Origin of the sequence: Pleurocapsa sp. CCALA 161 (genome assembly GCF_003003995.1) — a bacterium.
GTDB lineage: Bacteria > Cyanobacteriota > Cyanobacteriia > Cyanobacteriales > Xenococcaceae > Waterburya.
The window spans coordinates 1-18,891 of record NZ_PVWF01000093.1 but is presented as its reverse complement, the minus strand read 5'-3'; the positions used below and the strand labels follow the sequence as shown (position 1 = coordinate 18,891).

General features: G+C 38.9%; 24 protein-coding genes and 3 pseudogenes. 13 read left to right on the top strand and 14 right to left on the bottom strand.

The features are described 5' to 3' along the window. The 3 genes from C7B62_RS18705 to C7B62_RS18695 all read left to right on the top strand — a co-directional run. Positions 1–882 (top strand): AAA family ATPase (locus C7B62_RS18705; protein WP_106239192.1); only part of this gene is annotated, 882 nt, incomplete at its 5' end. A gap of 186 nt (positions 883–1,068) precedes the next feature. Further along, a complete protein-coding gene (locus C7B62_RS18700) occupies positions 1,069–1,674 on the top strand; it encodes a hypothetical protein (protein ID WP_106240491.1) in 606 nt (201 codons plus the stop codon). 98 nt (positions 1,675–1,772) lie between these two features. Further along, positions 1,773–2,672, top strand: coding sequence for a hypothetical protein (locus tag C7B62_RS18695; RefSeq protein WP_106240486.1), 900 nt, complete (start codon positions 1,773–1,775; stop codon positions 2,670–2,672). Here the strand turns inward: C7B62_RS18695 and C7B62_RS18690 are convergent. Then, positions 2,669–2,887, bottom strand: a complete 219-nt coding sequence (locus C7B62_RS18690; protein WP_106240482.1) for a hypothetical protein — start codon at positions 2,885–2,887, stop codon at positions 2,669–2,671. The genes C7B62_RS18695 and C7B62_RS18690 overlap by 4 nt on opposite strands. A gap of 9 nt (positions 2,888–2,896) precedes the next feature. Further along, complete coding sequence (locus C7B62_RS18685; RefSeq protein ID WP_106240479.1) at positions 2,897–3,949, bottom strand: RNA-guided endonuclease TnpB family protein; 1,053 nt, start codon at positions 3,947–3,949, stop codon at positions 2,897–2,899. Between the two features lie 199 nt (positions 3,950–4,148). On the opposite strand from C7B62_RS18685, the gene C7B62_RS18680 reads away from it, so the two are divergent. Both C7B62_RS18680 and C7B62_RS26255 read left to right on the top strand, forming a co-directional pair. Beyond that, positions 4,149–4,841: a hypothetical protein gene (locus C7B62_RS18680; RefSeq protein WP_146132141.1), complete on the top strand. Its 693-nt coding sequence runs from the start codon at positions 4,149–4,151 to the stop codon at positions 4,839–4,841. 393 nt (positions 4,842–5,234) lie between these two features. Continuing rightward, positions 5,235–5,375: a hypothetical protein gene (locus tag C7B62_RS26255; RefSeq protein ID WP_199194275.1), complete on the top strand. Its 141-nt coding sequence runs from the start codon at positions 5,235–5,237 to the stop codon at positions 5,373–5,375. Between the two features lie 16 nt (positions 5,376–5,391). Here the strand turns inward: C7B62_RS26255 and C7B62_RS27225 are convergent, their stop codons facing one another. The 3 genes and pseudogenes from C7B62_RS27225 to C7B62_RS18660 all read right to left on the bottom strand — a co-directional run bounded on the left by C7B62_RS27225 (position 5,392) and on the right by C7B62_RS18660 (position 6,246). Beyond that, positions 5,392–5,490, bottom strand: coding sequence for a helix-turn-helix domain-containing protein (locus tag C7B62_RS27225; RefSeq protein ID WP_370304065.1), 99 nt, complete (start codon positions 5,488–5,490; stop codon positions 5,392–5,394). Next, positions 5,490–5,588, bottom strand: a pseudogene (locus C7B62_RS18665) (transposase); the annotation flags it as partial. The pseudogene C7B62_RS18665 and the gene C7B62_RS27225, both read right to left, overlap by 1 nt. 112 nt (positions 5,589–5,700) lie before the next feature. Continuing rightward, the gene (locus tag C7B62_RS18660; RefSeq protein ID WP_106240469.1) at positions 5,701–6,246 is read right to left on the bottom strand and encodes a siphovirus Gp157 family protein; all 546 of its coding nucleotides are present in this window, start codon (positions 6,244–6,246) and stop codon (positions 5,701–5,703) included. A 234-nt stretch (positions 6,247–6,480) separates the two neighbouring features. Between C7B62_RS18660 and C7B62_RS18655 the strand changes: the two genes are divergently transcribed. The 4 genes from C7B62_RS18655 to C7B62_RS18640 all read left to right on the top strand — a co-directional run bounded on the left by C7B62_RS18655 (position 6,481) and on the right by C7B62_RS18640 (position 10,217). Further along, positions 6,481–7,149, top strand: a complete 669-nt coding sequence (locus tag C7B62_RS18655) for a LuxR C-terminal-related transcriptional regulator (RefSeq protein WP_106240465.1) — start codon at positions 6,481–6,483, stop codon at positions 7,147–7,149. A 71-nt stretch (positions 7,150–7,220) separates the two neighbouring features. Then, entirely contained in the window at positions 7,221–7,970 is a 750-nt protein-coding gene (locus C7B62_RS18650) for a hypothetical protein (protein WP_106240462.1), read from the top strand. A 4-nt stretch (positions 7,971–7,974) separates the two neighbouring features. Then, on the top strand, positions 7,975–8,817 hold the full coding sequence (locus tag C7B62_RS18645) for a DUF6753 family protein (RefSeq protein ID WP_106240458.1): 843 nt from the start codon (positions 7,975–7,977) through the stop codon (positions 8,815–8,817). Between the two features lie 62 nt (positions 8,818–8,879). Beyond that, positions 8,880–10,217, top strand: coding sequence for a hypothetical protein (locus C7B62_RS18640; protein WP_106240455.1), 1,338 nt, complete (start codon positions 8,880–8,882; stop codon positions 10,215–10,217). A gap of 35 nt (positions 10,218–10,252) precedes the next feature. Here C7B62_RS18640 and C7B62_RS18635 read toward each other — a convergent pair whose 3' ends face one another. Then, positions 10,253–10,555 (bottom strand): hypothetical protein, encoded by a 303-nt coding sequence (locus tag C7B62_RS18635; RefSeq protein WP_146132140.1) that lies wholly within the window; start codon positions 10,553–10,555, stop codon positions 10,253–10,255. Between the two features lie 273 nt (positions 10,556–10,828). Here C7B62_RS18635 and C7B62_RS26250 point away from each other — a divergent pair, with 273 nt between their 5' ends. Both C7B62_RS26250 and C7B62_RS18625 read left to right on the top strand, forming a co-directional pair. Then, a complete protein-coding gene (locus C7B62_RS26250; protein ID WP_199194274.1) occupies positions 10,829–11,320 on the top strand; it encodes a hypothetical protein in 492 nt (163 codons plus the stop codon). 12 nt (positions 11,321–11,332) lie between these two features. After that, the gene (locus C7B62_RS18625) at positions 11,333–11,677 is read left to right on the top strand and encodes a hypothetical protein (RefSeq protein ID WP_106240445.1); all 345 of its coding nucleotides are present in this window, start codon (positions 11,333–11,335) and stop codon (positions 11,675–11,677) included. A 69-nt stretch (positions 11,678–11,746) separates the two neighbouring features. Here C7B62_RS18625 and C7B62_RS18620 read toward each other — a convergent pair whose 3' ends face one another. The 5 genes and pseudogenes from C7B62_RS18620 to C7B62_RS18595 form a co-directional block, all read right to left on the bottom strand. Further along, positions 11,747–12,085 (bottom strand): hypothetical protein, encoded by a 339-nt coding sequence (locus C7B62_RS18620; protein WP_106240442.1) that lies wholly within the window; start codon positions 12,083–12,085, stop codon positions 11,747–11,749. A gap of 125 nt (positions 12,086–12,210) precedes the next feature. Next, a pseudogene (locus C7B62_RS27220) lies at positions 12,211–12,333 on the bottom strand (DUF4113 domain-containing protein); the annotation flags it as partial. A gap of 122 nt (positions 12,334–12,455) precedes the next feature. Next, positions 12,456–12,680: pseudogene (locus tag C7B62_RS25445) on the bottom strand (hypothetical protein); the annotation flags it as partial. Next, entirely contained in the window at positions 12,677–13,432 is a 756-nt protein-coding gene (locus tag C7B62_RS18605) for an SOS response-associated peptidase (RefSeq protein ID WP_255414055.1), read from the bottom strand. The gene C7B62_RS18605 and the pseudogene C7B62_RS25445, both read right to left, overlap by 4 nt. A gap of 206 nt (positions 13,433–13,638) precedes the next feature. Beyond that, positions 13,639–14,481 carry a hypothetical protein gene (locus C7B62_RS18595; protein WP_106240428.1) on the bottom strand — a complete coding sequence of 281 codons (843 nt, stop codon included), beginning with the start codon at positions 14,479–14,481 and terminating at the stop codon, positions 13,639–13,641. Between the two features lie 199 nt (positions 14,482–14,680). Between C7B62_RS18595 and C7B62_RS18590 the strand changes: the two genes are divergently transcribed. Together C7B62_RS18590 and C7B62_RS18585 are read left to right on the top strand one after the other, a co-directional pair. Further along, positions 14,681–16,291: an ATP-binding protein gene (locus C7B62_RS18590; RefSeq protein ID WP_106240425.1), complete on the top strand. Its 1,611-nt coding sequence runs from the start codon at positions 14,681–14,683 to the stop codon at positions 16,289–16,291. A gap of 90 nt (positions 16,292–16,381) precedes the next feature. Next, the gene (locus C7B62_RS18585; protein WP_233220042.1) at positions 16,382–16,708 is read left to right on the top strand and encodes an HNH endonuclease signature motif containing protein; all 327 of its coding nucleotides are present in this window, start codon (positions 16,382–16,384) and stop codon (positions 16,706–16,708) included. A 19-nt stretch (positions 16,709–16,727) separates the two neighbouring features. Here the strand turns inward: C7B62_RS18585 and C7B62_RS26630 are convergent, their stop codons facing one another. From C7B62_RS26630 to C7B62_RS18570, 3 genes are all read right to left on the bottom strand, one after another. Further along, complete coding sequence (locus C7B62_RS26630) at positions 16,728–16,868, bottom strand: hypothetical protein (protein ID WP_233220041.1); 141 nt, start codon at positions 16,866–16,868, stop codon at positions 16,728–16,730. A gap of 201 nt (positions 16,869–17,069) precedes the next feature. After that, a complete protein-coding gene (locus C7B62_RS18575) occupies positions 17,070–17,693 on the bottom strand; it encodes an alpha-ketoglutarate-dependent dioxygenase AlkB (protein WP_106240421.1) in 624 nt (207 codons plus the stop codon). A gap of 59 nt (positions 17,694–17,752) precedes the next feature. Further along, entirely contained in the window at positions 17,753–18,583 is an 831-nt protein-coding gene (locus C7B62_RS18570; RefSeq protein WP_106240417.1) for a hypothetical protein, read from the bottom strand. Positions 18,584–18,891 lie beyond the last annotated feature (308 nt).

Below are 18,891 nucleotides of genomic sequence, written 5' to 3'. Positions count from 1 at the left end.
AAGGAACTAAAAGCGGCAATTTCTCAAGGAAGATTGATTGCCTTGAGTGGTGTTGTGGGTTCGGGAAAAACCACCTTCTTACAAAAACTGATGACCGACTTGATCAAGAGTAAAGAAGTAGTGGTTTCTCGTTCTTTAGCAGTGGAATCGGATAAAGTTCGTCTGGTAACTTTAATTACGGCTTTATTCTATGATTTATCCCCAGATAAGGTGGAAAAAGTTCCTTCTAACTCGGAAAAAAGAGAACGGTTACTCCTAGAATTGATCAAAAAAGCCCGTTTTCCCGTAGCTTTGTTTGTGGATGATGCTCACGGACTGCATAGTACCACTTTGGTTAGCCTGAAAAAGTTAATTGAACTGGTACGCAGTAATGGAGAAAGGTTAAGTGTTATCTTGGCAGGACATCCCAAGCTCAAGAATGATTTGAGAAGACCTACCCTAGAAGAAATTGGAGGACGTACTCAGGCTTTTGCCTTGCAAGGTATTAGGGGTCATCAATCTGAGTACATTAATTGGCTTTTGACCCAAGCTACTTTTGAAAAAGTTCAACCTACCGACATTTTAGAAGCAGAAACTATTGACTATTTGAGTCAACGATTATCTACACCATTACAGATCGAGCAATATTTGACTCTGGCAATGAATGAAGCTTATCAGGTGGGGCTTAAACCGATTACTACTGACTTTATGGAAACGGTCTTGGCTATTGGGTTAGATGACCTTGAACCTAATTTAATTCGACATGGGTACAACGTTAGATCCATTGCCAGGTTACTTAATGTCAAACCTGCCGAAGTACGTTCGTTTCTTTACAATCAACTTCCTCCAGAAAAAATACAAGACATGAGAGATCAAATTCTCAAAATTGGTATTCCTCTGTAAGAAAGCCTGTTGATACTTAATGTGGGTCGAAGGGTGTTATTTCGGGCTACTGTCAGAATAATCTGGGTCGATTGTCATTTAATCTGGGTTTGAGCCATTTATAGTGTCATTTATTGTGGTCTCAAAAACGACATTATTGCGGGTCGGAGTGATTATGATTTCGGGTCGCTACAACTAGTCTATTTGATGTTTGGCTATCGTAATACTAGCCTTTTACTGCTCGAAAATGGTCGGTTTAATCGCATTAACTCCCACTCCACTGACTTGGGATTCTATAACTATTTAGACTTAGTAGCTCAGTACAGTAGTGGTTTGTATCGTGATGATATTCAAAAAGCAATTATTACTGAAGCTATTTATGGTGTGGAAAGTAATTGTCAGCAAGCAATCAAAGGTTTTACCAGTCGCATTAGAATTGAGGACTTAATTCGTAGTACCAGTAAAAAATATCAAGAACGAGAACGAACTGTTATTGTTACTGCTATTAAACGCGCAGATGAAGAATACTGGGGGCTGTTAAGTAGATGGTTGTCAGAAAAGCTACCCCCATTAGGACAATTAGATCGGGTAATTTATTGTGGAGGTTCGACTCCTTTTATTGAAACTCTTATTAACGACTATTTTAAGAACTGGCAGGGTAAATTATTTAATACTAATAAAATTGGCATCGAGTTACTAGAAAAGTTAGATCTGTCCCATACATCTAAAAATAAGTTTATCGAACAGTATTTACCAGTTCGTTTAGCTGATGCTTGGGGTGAATTTATAGAATTGGCTAATCTTAAACTCTGATCTCGTACTTTAGTTCGATATAAGAACAGTCAAATCTAAGAGATATTCGTCTTGGGTTGCAGTTAATCTATGACATATAACAATTTAATTTTAATCTTATGTCTAAGGAAAACGCTGCAATTACCGCTAAAACAGAACTTAAAAGAGTTATTAAAGCAGGTAAAACTGAATGTGCTACTCTTGCTAATATAATCAATCAAATTATCGATCAAGCTCTTTGGGAATATCTCGATCTCCCTGGAGATTCCGCAGCAGACAAACTTCACAATTTAATTTGTTTGCCCTTCGACCAGGGAGGACTAAATAGTCAGATTCATGAAATCGATGCTTTGTTGACCATTTCAGCCTCTACTCAAAGAAAATTTCGTACTATCGTTTATGCAGCCAAGCAGGGCTACCGTAGCGATTTAAAAACCAAGGAAGAGGATAAAGTAGATGTTGAGTTTTCTGGCGTTCAAAACTCTCAACCTAAAGCTAAATCCAAAGCCAAAAAACCTAGTTCTAGTCAACTCACAAGCGATCGCGCTGCTAGTCGCGCTGCCGAAGCCGTACCTGAAATTAACGATTTACTTGAACAAGGTCTGGTAGCTAAAAATGTCGCAGCTAAAATGGGTCAGAAATTAGAAAACCCAGATGAACCTACTCTTAAAGATCGAGAGATCATTAGTAACCGCAAACAGATCAGCAAACAACTTAAGAAAATTGTTCCCGACCCCTTACCCGAAGACCCCCAGGAATTAAATCGAATTAGAAAGCAAGTCAAACAGGTAATCGAACAAACTACAGGACTCAAAAGTAGTGTTAGAATTTCCTTTAATCGAGACCCTCAAGTTACAGCCAAGGGAATTGTTAAAGCTATTGAGGATATTGATTATCTACAACAGTTAATTGTGTCGCTAGAATTAGAGATTGAAGAACTCCAGTCTCAAGATAAGTCGAAATCTAAACCTCAATCCAATCTTAAGCAAGATGAAATTCCAGTTCTTATGGTTGTTTAAATGGTGATAATAGTAATCAAAATTAACAGACCTCTAACTAGAGGAGGTTTATCAATTAAAGGAGAATAAGCTAAAGATAGTAATCCCGAACTAGTTGTCGAAAAGAGTAACATTTGTTTATTATTACTCCAAATTAACAATACTAAACTTAGTAAAGATAACAGTCCTAATACTATACATAAAAACCAGTGACGCTCTGCACGGGCTAAAGCCACGGCAGCTTCTTAGGAAAACCCTACTACTGTAGAGCTTAACTCCCAAAGGCTGCGTCCCAGCCTAAGCAGGTTTAAACTAGCGTTCCAATCGCGACAAGCTGAAAAACCGCAAGAACAATCAATCCATCTATCTTTTAGTGACAGATGTTCAAACAGAAAACCACAATTCGAGCAAGTTTTGGAGGTGTAGGCAGGGTTAACCAGACTGACTACTCGACCAGCTTCTTCCGCTTTATCGAGCAATTTTTGTATCAGGTAGCCCCAACTAGCATCCAAAATACTCTTACTAAGTTTGTGGTTTTTCACCATGTTGAGGATTCGCAAATCCTCCAAGGCAATGCGGTCGTAGTTGGTTATCAACCAATAGACCAACTTATCGAGGAAATCTTTGCGAGAATTAGCAATGTGTTCATGTTGACGCTGCAATGCCAACACCGCTTTACGCCTATTGTAAGAACCAAGTTTTCTTCTCGAAACACGACGTTGCAAAACCCTAAGTTTGCGTTGTTGATTTTGATACCATCGTGGATTTTCAATCTTCTCTCCATCGCTAGTAGTAAGCAGACTGGCAATACCAACATCGATACCAATTTCTTTCCCCGTTGGTGGCAAAGGGTTGAGTTCAATCTCACAGGCAAAGCAAGCGTACCATTTTCCAGCTTTTTTGATGATGCGAACAGTTTTGATTCTCCCTTCAATTGGTCTATGCCAGCGAACGACAACCCGACCAACACCAAACAATCTCAACCTGCGTCCATCAATCTTAAATCCGTTGCCATATTCTTTGAATCCAAAACTTTTCCATCGATTTTTTCCTTTAAACCTTGGATATCCTGGTGTTTCTCCTGCTTTGATTCTACGGAAAAATGCTTTAAATGCTTTGTCCAAGTCTTGTACAACATTTTGAAGAACATGGCTATGCACCTTGCCAGCATAGGGATTAGAGGCTTTAAGTTCTTTAACGAGCCGAAGTTGCTCGATTTTAGATATAGTCTTCTTTTCTGTCTCGTAGGCTTCTTTTCGTTGAGCCAGACAAGCATTGCTGGTTGACTGACAAAAGATAAATCAAAAACCTTAGAGTAGAAGCTGTCAGAGGGCTGAGGGGTTGGGAAATATTTTGGGGGAGTCAGTATTCTAAAATTAGATACCACTCAAAATAGAAGAATACTGTGAAAAAGCGAAGCAGTGCGGTGGACAGGTTCCCTGGCATAAGCAACTGCTTCAAGAAAACTCCCGTCTTGACAATGCCTTGAATCAATGGATGAGTCAACCAGTTACTTGGTCACATCTGTGCCATCTGAAAACCTGCATTTGGATGATAGTTGCCTTGATACACACTGGTAGTGTAAATCTTACAAAGTGGTCGATGTATATTCCTTGTCGTGGTCAGTTCGCTCAAAGCCGACAAAGACGCATTCAGCGCTGGCTAAACAATCCTCGAATCAACGTCCATCACATTTATGGGTCATTAATTAAAACCGCACTTTCTGATTGGTCAGAATCAAAGATATTTTTAGCATTAGACACTTCACTGTTTTGGGATGAGTATTGCCTTGTGCGTCTTTCAGTTATCCATCGAGGAAGAGCTTTACCTTTGGTGTGGCGAGTGATGAAACATGAAAGTGCTAGCGTTTCGTTTGCTGATTACAAAGAAATGGTCGAGCAAGCACAAACTAGACTACCAGAATCAGTCAAGGTAATTCTATTAGCCGATAGAGGATTTATACATACCGAATTGATGACCATGCTGACAACTCAACTAGGATGGCATTATCGTATCCGAATTAAGAGTAATACCTGGATTTGGCGTGGAAAATGGTGTCAACCTAAAAATTTTCATTTTCATCTAGGAGAAGCAATTTGCTTACATAACGTACAGATTCATCAAAGCGAATTTTATGGCAAAGTTCATGTAATTCTGGGACGTAATAGCTTCAACGGTGAGTTATCCTAAAGGATACCGCTGCGCATATGGGCAATTGTCAGTGACGAAAAGACTACCCTTCAAACTTTTGCTGAGTATGGGTTACGTTTTGATATTGAGGAAAACTTTCTCGATGACCAATCAGCAGGATGGAATGTTCAACGTTCCATGATTCGTGATGTTTGCGCCTTGTCCCGCCTGTGGTTTATCTTAGCTGTGGCTACTCTCTACGTCAGCGCGACACGAAGTTAGTCCTTTAGGGCCCAAGGTGTGGAGGTAGTTTATGCGGGAAAACGAAGATGGGTCGATACTCATTGGTTCAGAGGAAATAGTTATTTTCTGAGGGCGTAATTCTGGGGTCTCCCCAGAATGTTGACCGCCCGAATCGCATTGGCTGGGATTGGGTTAAAGCTGCACTTTTAAATGGTTGGAAGTTGCTTAGGTAGTGTAACTTTCTCTGGCAATAAAGACCCTAATCCAGCAATGGCATCACGATCGCAACACGAACGACGAATACATCAGTTGGAATTCAAAGTTCTGACTTATTCCTACAATGTTTCTTAAAAGTTTTGTCAGTCAATCAGCAAGCATTGTACCAATATCTGCAAGTGGTAAGCATTTCCTCCAAACTTCTTACCTGGGTTTTCGTTGGATACAACCTGTAAACAAAAGCTTTCATCATAGTCCTTTCTGCACTGCAATGTATTTTTTGATGATTTCGCTCTCTACATTGCCAGCAGTAGAGACAAAATACGAACGAGTCCACAGACTCGGAAGCTTTAACGGTTTAGAATACTACTTTTATAGTAATACTTACAATCTTACTCGTAATTTCATTCATCATTGTTTAATTGCGAATAAGATTGTTTGGTTTTGATTAAAGATATTTTTACTTGATATTCAATCTAGTATCTCGTTCGATTAATCTTGCCCAACTTAGGGAATTCCCTCTTTCAAGATATTTAATGATCGCTGTTTTGTCTATCGTTCTAGTAATTTTTTCTCGAATAAAATTTTGAGGAATTAGCTCTAAATCTTCTACTTCATCGTAATCAATTTCAATTGGTTGTATACCGCCTTTTGTAACTATGCTCAATTTATGTCTTGGAGTCTCTAATTTAGTAACTTGATTGAGATTGAGACGAAACTTGATTAGTTCTGTCAGCCTTTTAGCTAGATTAGTTCGAGACTTCTTTAAAGCTTGCAGTTCTGTTATACGAGCATCGATTTCATTTGTATCTCCCAAAAATTTGATGTAGTCAATCAAACGGTCTACTCTTTGTCCGTGTTTGGTTATAGATTCTCCTTGTCTACGGAGAACGATACGATCAATTAGCTGCTCGTTTTTTTCTAATTCTGGATCGGATTTTTCAATTACAGCATTTAGTTGCTCTAGGTCAGAGTCTGATGATAAGTGAGATAACTCAATTTTCATATGGCTTTATCTGTTATTTAATTGCAGACTAATAACGTCGCCAGACGTAAGAAAGATAATCACTCAAATTAATATTAAACTGCCTTGTCAAGTGAAGCTAAGATAAAACTTTTTAAAAAATGTGAAACAGTTATGAACCGTGCCTTTTTAAGCAAGAACACATAGTAGCCATTGAAAATACCGAAGTGCATAATGATGACATAAGACAACACACATATTACTAGGTTTATCACAATGGCTAATATTCTAATTTTTCATAGCGATACAATTATGGTTCAAGGTTTAGCAACTTTTCTCACTAGCACTACTAGTCATCAAATTCGTATTGTTAACCACTATTTTAAATGTCTCGACTCTGTTAATTTCTTCGCTCAGTTAGGAGAAATTTTTGTGATTATTGCCGAGGGCAAATTATTAGATTTAAATCAATGTCAGCAATTAAACAATTTCAATCAGAGTAGACTTATTCTCTGCGATCGCCCTGCCGATTTTGACTCTCTAATCTTGGCTCTTAATTGTAATAGTTCTTATATTGGACTAGAACATAACGATCCTGAAAATTTAATTTTAGCTATTAGTTGCGCCTTAATAGGAAGTGTTTTCATCTGCCCCCAGGCAAAGCAAAAGCTTAATCACTGCGTTTTTGAACCTAATTTTAAACAGCGTCAGGCAGTAGCTCAACTAGAAGAGATCGACCAAAAAATCTTAGTCTTAGCATCCCAAGGTTATAGCCACACCAAAATCGCCACAATTGTAAATTATAGCCCTCTTAATGTCGGTTATCGTCTACGAACTATTGTTCAAAAATTAAATTTACAGACTAAACAAGAGGCAATTTCTCTGGCTATCAACCTGGGTCTAGTCCGTAGTTTTAATCAACAGCAAATTTTCCAGGCTGCCTAATTTTAGTTTTAGCAAACATTTTGATAATCACAATTTCAATTAATAACTATAAAAACTAATATTTACAAATTATGGTTAAAAACAATCAAACTAACGATAAAGTTCAAAATAACGAAAAAACCATTCATTTTATTGACGGCAATCGAGGTAATATCGGTAAGAGTTTTTTCTCCTCGTTGATGTGTCACCTCTATGTCTCCAACCAACGAGGGTTTACTTTATTTGATACCGACCGTCACAAACAAGATGTTTCGCTCATGTATGGTGGTATTACCGACGTACATTTTGATGGATGCAATGAAATTATGGCTAATTATACTAATGAAGCCACTAAAGTAGATCGTATCTATGAAGAGGCTCTCAAACAAGATGTAATTGTCAATATGCCCTCAGATAGTCATAAAGAGCTTTTCTTTTGGTTACAGCAAAATGGATTAGATAATCCTCAGTTTTTGCAAGAAGAGAAAATCAAAATTATCATCTGGTATCTCTCAAACGGAGATCGCACCAGCTTAGAATTATTAAAACAGTCAATACCCAAAGCTTCAGCCTTTACTACTATTTTGGTACGCAACTTCGGAATCGATAATGAGTGGAATTTGGAGAAGGCTGATTTTGTGGAATTTCTCAATGGTATTCCCAAGCTAGATTTGAGCATTATGCCAAGAGGTGAAAGGGAAGCTACTTTTAAGCTAGGGAAAGCTTACGACACTTATAGTGGCAATAAACTTTCCCTCAATCGTCTGACAAAGTATTTGCAAACACAGTGTAGCGAGATTGTAAGCCTATTTCCCTTAACTACAACTTCTCAAGCTGCTTAAAAACATGGTTACTTCTGATTCAAAGCAGCAAAATCCTGTTCCTACGCCAATACAACAGTCTGGTCTTCACGGACATCTCACGGTGGCGAACCAAGTTCGCCACCCGTGTCCTCCCCTATCGATTGTCGAGCAGTTAGCTCAAATGGTGAACAAAGAAGAAGTTATGTCCTTGCTTGAGTTTAAAGAACAGCAGCAGCTAGATAAAAACGATCCTCTTTGGGCATTTTTACTGGAATTTAAAACTATTGAGAATTCAGTTAACAAACAAGAAGAGATTCTCCAGCTTTTAATTGCTGGTTTTGAAGCTAAATTTAAGCAACAAATTGAGGAAAATCAACAACGGATTGATGCTAGTTTTCATATTTACTCTCAAGACCTGATCAATCAATATCAAACTTTAACCAAAAACTTAGAGGTGACAGAAGCTGCCAGCATTAATCTGACTCAGGCAAAGATTTCTAGTAGTGTGGCTAAGATAGTCAAACACGCTGCCCATGAAAAGGCGGTACATGACTGGATTGCCATGAGCCGTTTGGGTATCTACATCCTAATTCCCATGATTATTACTACTGCTGGGGGTTGGTTTGCTCGCAGTTATTTTGACTATCGCTACAGCAATTCTGGTTTAAGTAATCAAGATACTGCCCTGCTTCATTGGTCTAAGTCTGATGAAGGCAAATTAGCTCACAACTTAATTGAATGGAATTCACGGGGATTGGCATATAAAGGTAAAACTAGAATTTGCGAACAAGAAGCAGCCAATTTAAATGTCACCCTCAAGTTAGAGGGGAAGTCCGTAAATCAGGGATGGTGTGTGCTGTGGATGTTACCCCCCGAACAAAGATGACTGTCCATCATTAACTATTAATTTAATTACTAACTATCAGTTTAAAATTCTTCTTTAACAATATGAATTTTTTAAAATCTTCATTGTGGTTAGGACTAGCCCTAGCCTCAATTTACAGTACCATTGCCGTAAAATCAATCCAAGCCACTGAAATTCCTACTCAAACCTACGACATGATCAATGAAGACAACTCTTGGGCAGGTACGCTAGAAGCTCCTAATTTCAGTGCCATTACTCTGAGAAGTCTTGGTAGTTTTTCCGCATCTGGTTTTATTCCTGATGACTATGTTGGTTATAGCTTGGGTCGTCAATGGCAGGCTGGAGATGCAGTTATCGATGTCCTCAAGCTAGGAGATCTCGATGAAGCTTTGGGAATAGGTAGAATGCGCTTGGGTGAAATTGTCACTAAATCGGGTCATCAATTTCATGAAGTAACTCTCGATCGCTTAGGATTTATTGAAGAGCAAACAGTAGCTAGTTTCATACAAGCAAACCCTCAACTTAAATCAGAATCTATTGAGAATGTTCCTCCCCTAGCAGATCTCGTGACTTTAATCTATGGCGATCGCGCTAGAATAATTCTAAGTTTACCCGTACAAGTATTAATTGATGTCCGCCATCAGTCCCAATTTAACCCAATTAGCCTCAATAAAAGTCTAAAAACTTCGAGTAATAAGACTTTTACCCTTTCCCAAAGCGAAACTCAAGCTCCTAAAATTGAGATTTCCGAAGTTGAAATGGGAGAATTGGACTTGAGCCAATACACCCTAGAAGACGTATCTGGTATGGAGGATAGTTTTGTTGAAGATTTTGAAGGCTGGAAAAATGAATATGCAGGTGAAGTTGAAGGGCTTGCTGATATTTCCTTAGACAACTTTCCCAATCCTGTAGCTACGACTCTGGCATTTGTTTCCCGTGTCGATACTATTTGGAGTGATGCTCATGGAGAAATCAAATCAGGACAAAGTGTAGCTGGTAGCAATATTGCTGGTTATGCCGTTCCCTGTCAAACTCAATGCGCTCATATTGAATTAGATGACTTAGAGAACTCTGGTCGCGACATTCGTTGGATATCAGAAGGTCGTAGATGGATGCTTGGCAACGATCCTAATAATGCCAATATCTGTCCTGAAGCCCCTTGGGGTGTAGATGGAGGAGAAGGAATATTAGGTGAAGTTAACTGCGGTAAAGAACCTACTGGTCGCAATCCTTTTGGACCCACATTTAAAGTCGCCCTGTGGAATGTAGATGAAACTACAGATACGGCAGAAACTTCTATCTTCTTTCGCATCTGTATTCGATTTCCAGTAGACTTGGGTTGTACTCCATATTTTATTGGACCAATTCCTTGGCTACCTGCTAATCGTGAAGACTGGATAATTCTTGGTCCTGGATTGTAATATATAAAAGTTTTTAGTATCAATTAAGTATTTACTCACAAAATTATCTCTCGCCCTATTCCTTTATCTCTAACATCTTCCCAGATCTCTTGAGGATCTATTTCAATCCCTTCTTGTTTTATTAGCTCTCGCAACTTTTCAACTTTTTGCCAAAAATCAACTTTATTAGTAAAGACTTGCCGACGTTGAACCTCATTTTCAATGGCACTAATGAGAAAATCATGAAGAGATTCAGCATTACCAGCTATTTCTTCTGCTTGTTGCAGTAATTGAGAAGAAAGTTTAAGAGATATAGTGCGATCGCTCATGGTTTTTTTCGATAACAATACTATTTTCACCTTTGTCACTTCCCTCAGTTGAACTATCACAATTTTAAACCCATTGACTAAATGGTAAATTGTTAGCGCGATCGCTCTCTAACTCCAACAGTCTGCCTAATTATTTATTCAATTATTAAAACCCAAGCAGAAAATTTTGCTTGGGTTAGAAGTGGCGAACTCTTACATGAGAAAAACTAAAGATGGCAGAATTAAGAAAGATAAATCTTCAACTTAAATTGAGTTTCCGCCGAGTCGCTGCATAATGTATAATCCTGAAATTTTCAACTCTCGATGACAGCAGGCAGAAATACACAACCCCTTACGGATAAGCAAATAGCTGAAGTTATTGCTTATGCGCAAGTTTTAGCTATTCCGACTGATGTGATTCGTTTCTCCAATTATATGAACACCAGCTATGGCAATATTTTTGGCAAAGAAATTGTTTATGTAGGCAATGATGTTGCTCCGTTATCTTCTCCCCCAGTTTCAGGTATCACTGCTAACAGTCGAATCAGTATTAAAGGCTCTCTCGCTCATGAATGGATTGGTCATCGTGGTGCAGAAGTTGTTAACCGTTCTTTTGAGCGAGGTTCTCTTGCTTCTCCTTCTCTAGTTAATATTGCTTTAGATGAAGCTCAAGCTAGTATCCGTGCTGCTCGATTTGCACCTCAATTAACTTCAGTTGAACGCTATACTTTACTTAGAGATGCTATCGCTAGATTAAAATTACACCATCTTAAAATTCGAGAAGTTGCTCATCTTCTTTTTATTACCCATCTTTAATTTTGTGTTCGTATGATTCCCATTTTTAAACTAGTTGATATTTTGCACACTCCTGAAGGTATTGCCCTTGCTGGTGCTTATTCTTCTGACTCTCTCCATCAATCACTTGACTCCCTTTTATGTGAGATTAATCAACGCCTTGACGGACTTTCATCTATTAGCTATCTATCCAATTCAAGCGATTATCAGCATCTTCCTCTTCAAAAAGTTCAATACACTACTTCTATTGGCGATCGCGTTAATTTATTTTTGCTTCTCGGACATCTTGAGCTACCCCCTGATTTAGTTCCAGGTACACTTATTTATCCTGGCATTCGGCAACCTTCTCCATCTGCTGCTCAATTGTCCATCTCTTAAAAAAGCGATAGCCGTAGACATCGCTCTATAACTGCAACAATCTGCTTAAATAAGAATTTCCCAGAAAAATTAAAACTTTTGTATTATTGATGGAAGAATAGACTCGAAAGATTCAGGGGTCATATTTTTTAGTAGCACGATTGTCATCTCAATTGCCACTTTCTCTTTCCAGATCCCGCGCATGACTGAAATGAGTCCCGCCGTTGTTAATCCAGTTGCACCGAATAAAATGGTTATTTTATTCGGCTCGTGAAAAAGAGTAACAACCAGACCAATCGAGATCAGAAAAGCTAGTACAACCATTCCTACACAAATAAAAAATGCCCAATCCTTGGATTTCCGTAATTGTTCTAAGTCAGTTATGATTGGCTCCGTGTTCAGTGGAGCTTCTTCTGGTCCTAATGTCACTTCACGCTTATAACCAGGGCAAACGCATACTCAAGAAGTTAAAATCTTGGCGAGATAATTGTTGTCCCAATTATTGTCAGCTTCAGCAATGCTTGACCCAGTTAATCGTCGGTTTTATTTAATTCTTAAAACCCAAATGAAGCCTTGACTACGGGTAATTCATTCCAATTCGTAGTATATCTGGGACTTACTTGATCTCCTCTTGTATTCCAAGATTTATTGACTCCGCCTGATACCAACGATGCCCATTTTCTGTTGAATAACCCATTCTGGTATGTTTTTGAGCGACCATGCCTCTGTTATATCTAGAGAATGTAACCAATTCGAGTACTGTTTACCGACACCCCAGATATCTTCAACCGCGATCGCTTTGATGTTGAGTAATCAGCTTTTTGATTTTAAATACTGGCACGCCCATCTTCACGCCTAAATCTTTGACTTCCTGAGAACGGGCCACAACATATGCGGAGCGGTATGCTAAAGCACTAGCTTCGCGTCGTCCTTTAGGACAACCATCGTTATTGGAAAGTACCACGACGGGTTTGCCGACTAGGGCGATCTGTTTATTACTCGGCTTGAAAATACCTGATGTCATTTAATTGGCACTATACAGTCTGGTGTATCATTTTTCGGGCTGTTAACCGTTTTACTCACTGGATATAGCTGCAATTCGATTTCGGGCAAAGCTTCTAATAGTTCTTTTCTGTTTCCGACATTCTCAAGCCAAAGGTCGTAATATTCTGGAGGAATAACGACAGGCATTCTGTGATGAATCTCGGTAATGTTTCCCTTGGCTTGGGTGGTTAAGATTGTACAGGATAAAAGCTTTTCATCTGTTTCTGGGTAAGTGCAAGCTGACCAGATCCCAGCTAACACGAAAATCCGTTGCCCTAAAGGACTTGCTTCGCGGCGCGGGGGTTCCCAAGGTCTCGTCTTCTGGGGAAACCCCAGAAGCTCGTGACGACCGCCCCGTTGAGGATATTTCGTAAGACGCGCCAACAATGATTTGTCTTGGTGAAAGTAGTAAGGTTGTTTCTTTTTATCCCATTCATAAAATCCCGACACGGGAATTAGACAAGGATATTTCTTAAAGCTATCTCTAAAACTAGGTTTTTGTTCAATGGTTTCTACACGGGCATTGATTAGATTATTCTTCCAAGTATCCAAACTTTTAACCCAACTGGGAATTAAACCCCAACGCATTTCTACACCTTCATGATTATCGCCTATCTTAATGACGACGGTAATATTCTGAGATGGAGCAATATTAAATCTCGAACGATTGAATGCTACCTCAGCACATTTGAATTCTTTAGCTATCTCGCTTTTAGTAGTATCTAAATTGATGTGGCAATCGATTTCTATTTTTCTCTACAATGGACTGCTTTGGGAAATTGAAAGCAAAAAAAAAGAACCAGATAATCTAGTTCTTTGTTGTCGTGAACTACCAGACACTAACCCTATCGGGTAGAGTGCTGGCTTCCAAATTCATTCGCAACAGCAACAATAGTTGACTTACGCCCTCTGGGTTGTCTTACATTGCGTCCAATTGATTAGAGTTGAGCGTAAGCTGGCATACTTGCGATTACAGCTTGTGCTGCCTGTTGAGGTGCATAACCCGTAGGCTGTTGAACCTGTTGTTGTGGTACAAATCCTACTGGTTGTTGAACCTGCTGAGGCGCATAACTCATAGGTTGTTGAACCTGTTGTTGTGGTATAAATCCTACTGCTGCTGCTGCTTTAGACTGAGCGTTACCAACCGCATAAGGATTAGTATTAGCATTATTAGTATCAATGCCGTTACCGTTATTACTACGGTTGATAGTGTTGCTATTTTGACGCACATTTTGGCTGTGCCAGTTGAGGTCAAGAATATATTCCATGATGGTGACATGAGGTCTTTCCCCTGGAACTGGATCGGGTAGCATACTAGGAGCAAAAGCTTTCATCGTTAAACAAAGCGTTCTTTCGTTCACTTTTGGTTGAGCTACTGAACCAAACACTTGCTCAAAGACTTGTTGTGCCTTTTCATAGTCAGGAGTTGTCGGTCTTGAACCTCTTTCATTAGATATTTGGTTGACATATAAGGTCTTAAACATATCCCTACAACCAAAATATAGACTTTTGAAGACGGTCGAGGATTCACTCAATTGTATGCCCAAGTTACTGTTGATACCAATGTACAATTGATTAAGTAATTGTGATTCTTGAGGACTAATTTCGACACCGTAGAAGTTGACATTCTGTCCTTGTGCTTGAGGCATTGGTGCAGGTTGCTGAACCTGTTGAGGTGTATAACTCATAGGTTGTTGAACCTGTTGAGGTGTATAACCCATAGGTTGCTGAACCTGTTGGGGCATTGGAGCAGGCTGAGATTGGGATTGAATATTATTCATAGCATTCTTGTAGTATTAGACTAAACGATTAGTTGAAATAATTTGATAGTGTTAAACATCACTACTAAAATTAATTCACCTACTAAAGCCCGCCAGGGCTATATTGTTCTAATCAACAATTCTGATTATCAAACCAAACAATAGCCGTTCACTTACATAGCACAAATGGGCAAACTAATAAAATCCGAATCTATTAGCCATGATCATGCTTGCCGAGCAAATTGCCCTCAAACACGACTCTCCCTTAACCACACTACAACTTTATCCTAGTGATTACGAACTGGTCTTAAAACAACTAGTCTTGTCTCAAAGCAGCGACAGTTATCCTGTTTACTATTGGAATAATGGTTTTGTCTTCATTGTCAAATTAAGTTTGGAACAAGACCAACTTAAATACGGTTATCCTTTACAAGACTGTAGCAATCCTTTAGCAATAGTACAGCAGAAAAAACTCTCCCCAGGATTATATATTTTCGATAATCTTCTCGATTTTGAGCATTTAACTCCTATCGAACGTTCTGTTAGAGAATCTCAAATCTTTAACTGTGTCAATCGTCTCAAATTTCAACTAGGGATCAAGATAATTTTGTTGGGGGAATGGATTCAACTTAGTCCTAAGCTAAGACTCAAAACAGAACAAATTCAAATCGGATTGCCAACAGGAGTTGAAATTGCTCGAACTCTAGAAACTAAATTGAGCCATCAACCCCCAATTAAGCTAATCTCTGCTTGTCAAGGACTAGCTTGGGGAGACATTGATCATGAGTTAGAACAGTTTCTAGGTGTACCATCAGAAATAAATTCTGATTCCCTAACCTCCCTAACTCAACGATTTATTGAATTAAAAGACCACATACTCAACAATAGCGGACTAAACTTAGAATATTTTAGCAATCCAGATATCCCTCGTATTGGTGGTAATGATATCCTCAACAAATTCTTGTTTGACAAATTAGTCAAGCTCAACGAACCATTAGCTGCCCGATACGGATTGAAGCCCCCCAAGGCAATGTTATTTGTTGGTCCTCCAGGTACGGGGAAGAGTTTAACGGCTAAAATGACTGCTAAAGTTTTGGGCTATACCTTAATGGGCATGAGCTTTGGCGATATTTTAGGAGCGGAAAATCCAGATCGCATTGTTTCCCTACTTTTAGAACTAGCAGACAGTATGGGTAAAGTCATTCTCTTTCTGGATGACTGGGACAAAGGTTTAGCAGATTGGGAATCTGGAGGGCCAGCTAGACGAATTGTGCAAAAATTCCTGACCTGGATGCAGGAGCATACGTCTCCAGTCTTGACTATTGCTACAGTCAACCGTATCAACCTGCTGCCAACTGAATTGTTACGTCGATTTGATGATGGTGGAATTTGGATGCTCGATCTGCCCCATCGAGGAGCGATTTTTGATATTTTCAATATTTATCTAGCTCAATGTTTTCCCGATCAGTTTACTAATCCAAGTCCCAAATCAGTAGAAAATACTCCCTGGACATTCGAGCAATGGGTAGAATTGATTGACGAAGCAGAAGAATGTACCCCTGTAGAAATTTCAGATGTGGTTAATACTTGTCTTGCGGACTGGTATTGTAGTCTTTCTGCTAGAGAACGAATCGATGGTAATCAGTCTGCTATCTTGGATTTTGACTATCTCTTGACTAAAGTAAAACAGATTGATAAAGCTTCGGTCAGAGCAGCAGACTCGATTCAGCAAATGCGAAATGATGCTTGGTTTGCTAAACCAGCCTCTAGTCAAGACTCTAGCCCCTTTAGATTAGAAGAAGAACCCCTTTTGGGTGGAGGAATTGGATGAACTACTCAATCAAAGATTTGGGATAAGTCATTAAGGCGATGCCTTTAGGGCATATAGCTTCGCGTCGCGCAATCGCCACTCTGCGATAAGATGAATTCAGTTATGGCGATGCCGAATAAAATGCCTGTAAATCCTCATCTTTACCCCGATAATTGGAACAGTCTAGCATTAGAAGTCAAAGAAGCTGCCCAGTGGCAGTGCCAATGTTGTGGCAAGAAATGCTACAAGCCAGGGTCAAGACCAAATAATTTAACTCGTTCGGAGTGGACGGCTGACATTCTACAGGTGCATCATAAAAATCATGACACCGAGGATAATCGACTATCGAATCTGCTATCTGTTTGTGCTGCTTGCCATCTAAATTTACATCGGGGGCGGTATAGCAGCGTAAGTGAAGGTCAGTTGTCGTTGTGGTAAGTGCGATCGCTCTACAAACCTAATTAGAAACTGTATCAATAGTCTCTTCACCCTCACGTTCTGCTGCGACCCTTGTGTAGAAGATATCATCTGGTTCGTAGACAGTGCCATAGTCATCAATGATGGAATATTTGTAGCAGTCGTATGAGGTGTTTATCACGGATACCGCTCCGCGACGCGAAGCTATTTGCGAAGCTTATCCTTTAGGAGTCCTTTAGGGCATATAGTAGATTGCCAATGTGTATTGATTGATGCTGACAAGTTGGATGATACTCATGAGTTGGCGAGTAAATCATTTTTCTATTTTAGTTTTATTGGGGAGGGAAGGCGATCGCATCGTCAAGCTTAATGCTTTATTTAATTAACGAATGACTCGAAATGTGAGGTTAATTCTAGAATTAACCTTCTTTTTAGTTTTTGGAACTTGATGTATCCAGTGCTGTTGAGTTTCTCCTCGCATCAGCAACACACTGCCATGAGTTAGCTTAAGCTCAAATTTGTCTACCTCGGTTTTAGTTTTATGTTTCATCACAAACCGACGAGTACCACCAAAACTAACCGAAGCAATAGTCTGACCTGGAGTTAATTCTGGTTCATCATCTGAGTGCCAGTTCACACTGTCGCTGCCTGTGCGATACAGGTTTAGCAAAACTGAGTTAAAACTGACCTGAGATAACTGTTCGACTCTTTGCTTAACTTCCCGCAGAGTCGAATTCCAGGGATGTGGATTCATCGCTATTCCTGAGTAAGTATAGTTTCGCCCTGAATCCCCATACCAGGCAGTTAGCCGAGGTAAAGGAATCTCTTTTCCATACATTTTGATATTATCTTGCTGCCAGAAAGTTTCCTGTTTCAAGTTTTTCAAGAACCGATCTGCTTCTACTGTAGTAAAAGCAGCAGGATAAAAGATTAGATTGCCATCTGGAAGCTCAAAATTTTGAGCTTCATTGCTTTCAAATGGGGAAAAGAGTTCTAATTGGTTCATAATAGTATATTTTTACTATGTACTTAATTGTTTACCATTAAATCCCCCTACTTTGATATTTATTTTTTTTGTCCAATACGATATGCAACATTAGCTGTAAGTTTTGGCGAGTCAAATTTGACATAATATTTGCCCAAATCAGACTTCTCTTCCTCAAAAGGTACTGTTATCCTATCTTCTTGGCTTTTGATAATGTCTATATTATGCGTTTTAGCTAACTCGTCAAACCAATCATAAAATTCAGGATTATTATTATCAACAAATAAGAAAAGTGAGCCTGATTTTGCTTGACTGAATAAATTTACAAAGTATTGGTTTGCCAAATCGCGTAATGCCACTAATTCTGACATAAAGTAAATCATCGTAAAAAGATCGGACTGAAAATATTTTTGGTGATTTTTCCAGTCATTAGAATTAGTTACATCAAGTGGTAGATAGGAAGTTGATGTATTAAATGTTCGCTCAACTTTATCATCAACATCACTCCAAGATTCCGCCCATGCCTTCTCTTGATCGCAAATTTGGAATTTTATGTCAGGTTTCTTTTGATTGGTCATAAGATACTTGAGGATACCCAAAAAATCGCTACCAGGACCTCCGCCAATGCAAGCTACTTTTACTTTTTCTTTATCAAAGATACTATTTAACTCACTATTCTTTTCAATAAGAGTACATACTAAATTGGCATGAGATGTGACATAAGCATAAATATAAGCAAATCTAGTAATGTGATTGTTGTAAGATATATTATGTCCGTTTAAGAGTTGAGTATACTCTTGGCGAAGTTGTTTTAATTTATCGTTAATTTGTTCGTCTTTTTCAACTTCATTTCCTGAAATTTGATCGTATTCTTCGTCGAGAATGGACTTGATTATTTGAAAGCAGTTCATTGATAAATAACCTTTAATAAACGAAAACAGTCTACAGTTATAGAGTTCCCTGACATCCCTCTCAAATAAATATTTCTGGTTTTTTAGCGTCAAAAAAATAGTTAAACTATACCGATCTCTACTTTACTTGCGTTCTCAAAAGCAAAGCTGATAAAGAAGCTTTCAAGCTGGTAGGTTTAATCCCTTCAAGATTTAGTAAATTAAGAATCTCTGTGTCATTAACTAGTTGCTCTAGCGGGGTGACAATATAGGCTAAAGCTCAGAAAAGAAAAGGATTTGAGACAAGTAGCCAAAAAAGATAGGCTGAA

What these genes read in the sequence shown, in the direction of transcription:
- C7B62_RS18700 (WP_106240491.1), top strand. Translation starts at nt 1,069, where the DNA reads ATGTTTGGCTATCGTAATACTAGCCTTTTACTGCTCGAAAATGGTCGG.
- C7B62_RS18695 (WP_106240486.1), top strand. Translation starts at nt 1,773, where the DNA reads ATGTCTAAGGAAAACGCTGCAATTACCGCTAAAACAGAACTTAAAAGA.
- C7B62_RS18680 (WP_146132141.1), top strand. Translation starts at nt 4,149, where the DNA reads ATGAGTCAACCAGTTACTTGGTCACATCTGTGCCATCTGAAAACCTGC.
- C7B62_RS26255 (WP_199194275.1), top strand. Translation starts at nt 5,235, where the DNA reads ATGGTTGGAAGTTGCTTAGGTAGTGTAACTTTCTCTGGCAATAAAGAC.
- C7B62_RS27225 (WP_370304065.1), bottom strand. Translation starts at nt 5,490, where the DNA reads ATGAAAGCTTTTGTTTACAGGTTGTATCCAACGAAAACCCAGGTAAGA.
- C7B62_RS18660 (WP_106240469.1), bottom strand. Translation starts at nt 6,246, where the DNA reads ATGAAAATTGAGTTATCTCACTTATCATCAGACTCTGACCTAGAGCAA.
- C7B62_RS18655 (WP_106240465.1), top strand. Translation starts at nt 6,481, where the DNA reads ATGGCTAATATTCTAATTTTTCATAGCGATACAATTATGGTTCAAGGT.
- C7B62_RS18650 (WP_106240462.1), top strand. Translation starts at nt 7,221, where the DNA reads ATGGTTAAAAACAATCAAACTAACGATAAAGTTCAAAATAACGAAAAA.
- C7B62_RS18645 (WP_106240458.1), top strand. Translation starts at nt 7,975, where the DNA reads ATGGTTACTTCTGATTCAAAGCAGCAAAATCCTGTTCCTACGCCAATA.
- C7B62_RS18640 (WP_106240455.1), top strand. Translation starts at nt 8,880, where the DNA reads ATGAATTTTTTAAAATCTTCATTGTGGTTAGGACTAGCCCTAGCCTCA.
- C7B62_RS26250 (WP_199194274.1), top strand. Translation starts at nt 10,829, where the DNA reads ATGACAGCAGGCAGAAATACACAACCCCTTACGGATAAGCAAATAGCT.
- C7B62_RS18625 (WP_106240445.1), top strand. Translation starts at nt 11,333, where the DNA reads ATGATTCCCATTTTTAAACTAGTTGATATTTTGCACACTCCTGAAGGT.
- C7B62_RS18595 (WP_106240428.1), bottom strand. Translation starts at nt 14,481, where the DNA reads ATGAATAATATTCAATCCCAATCTCAGCCTGCTCCAATGCCCCAACAG.
- C7B62_RS18590 (WP_106240425.1), top strand. Translation starts at nt 14,681, where the DNA reads ATGATCATGCTTGCCGAGCAAATTGCCCTCAAACACGACTCTCCCTTA.
- C7B62_RS18585 (WP_233220042.1), top strand. Translation starts at nt 16,382, where the DNA reads ATGAATTCAGTTATGGCGATGCCGAATAAAATGCCTGTAAATCCTCAT.
- C7B62_RS18575 (WP_106240421.1), bottom strand. Translation starts at nt 17,693, where the DNA reads ATGAACCAATTAGAACTCTTTTCCCCATTTGAAAGCAATGAAGCTCAA.
- C7B62_RS18570 (WP_106240417.1), bottom strand. Translation starts at nt 18,583, where the DNA reads ATGAACTGCTTTCAAATAATCAAGTCCATTCTCGACGAAGAATACGAT.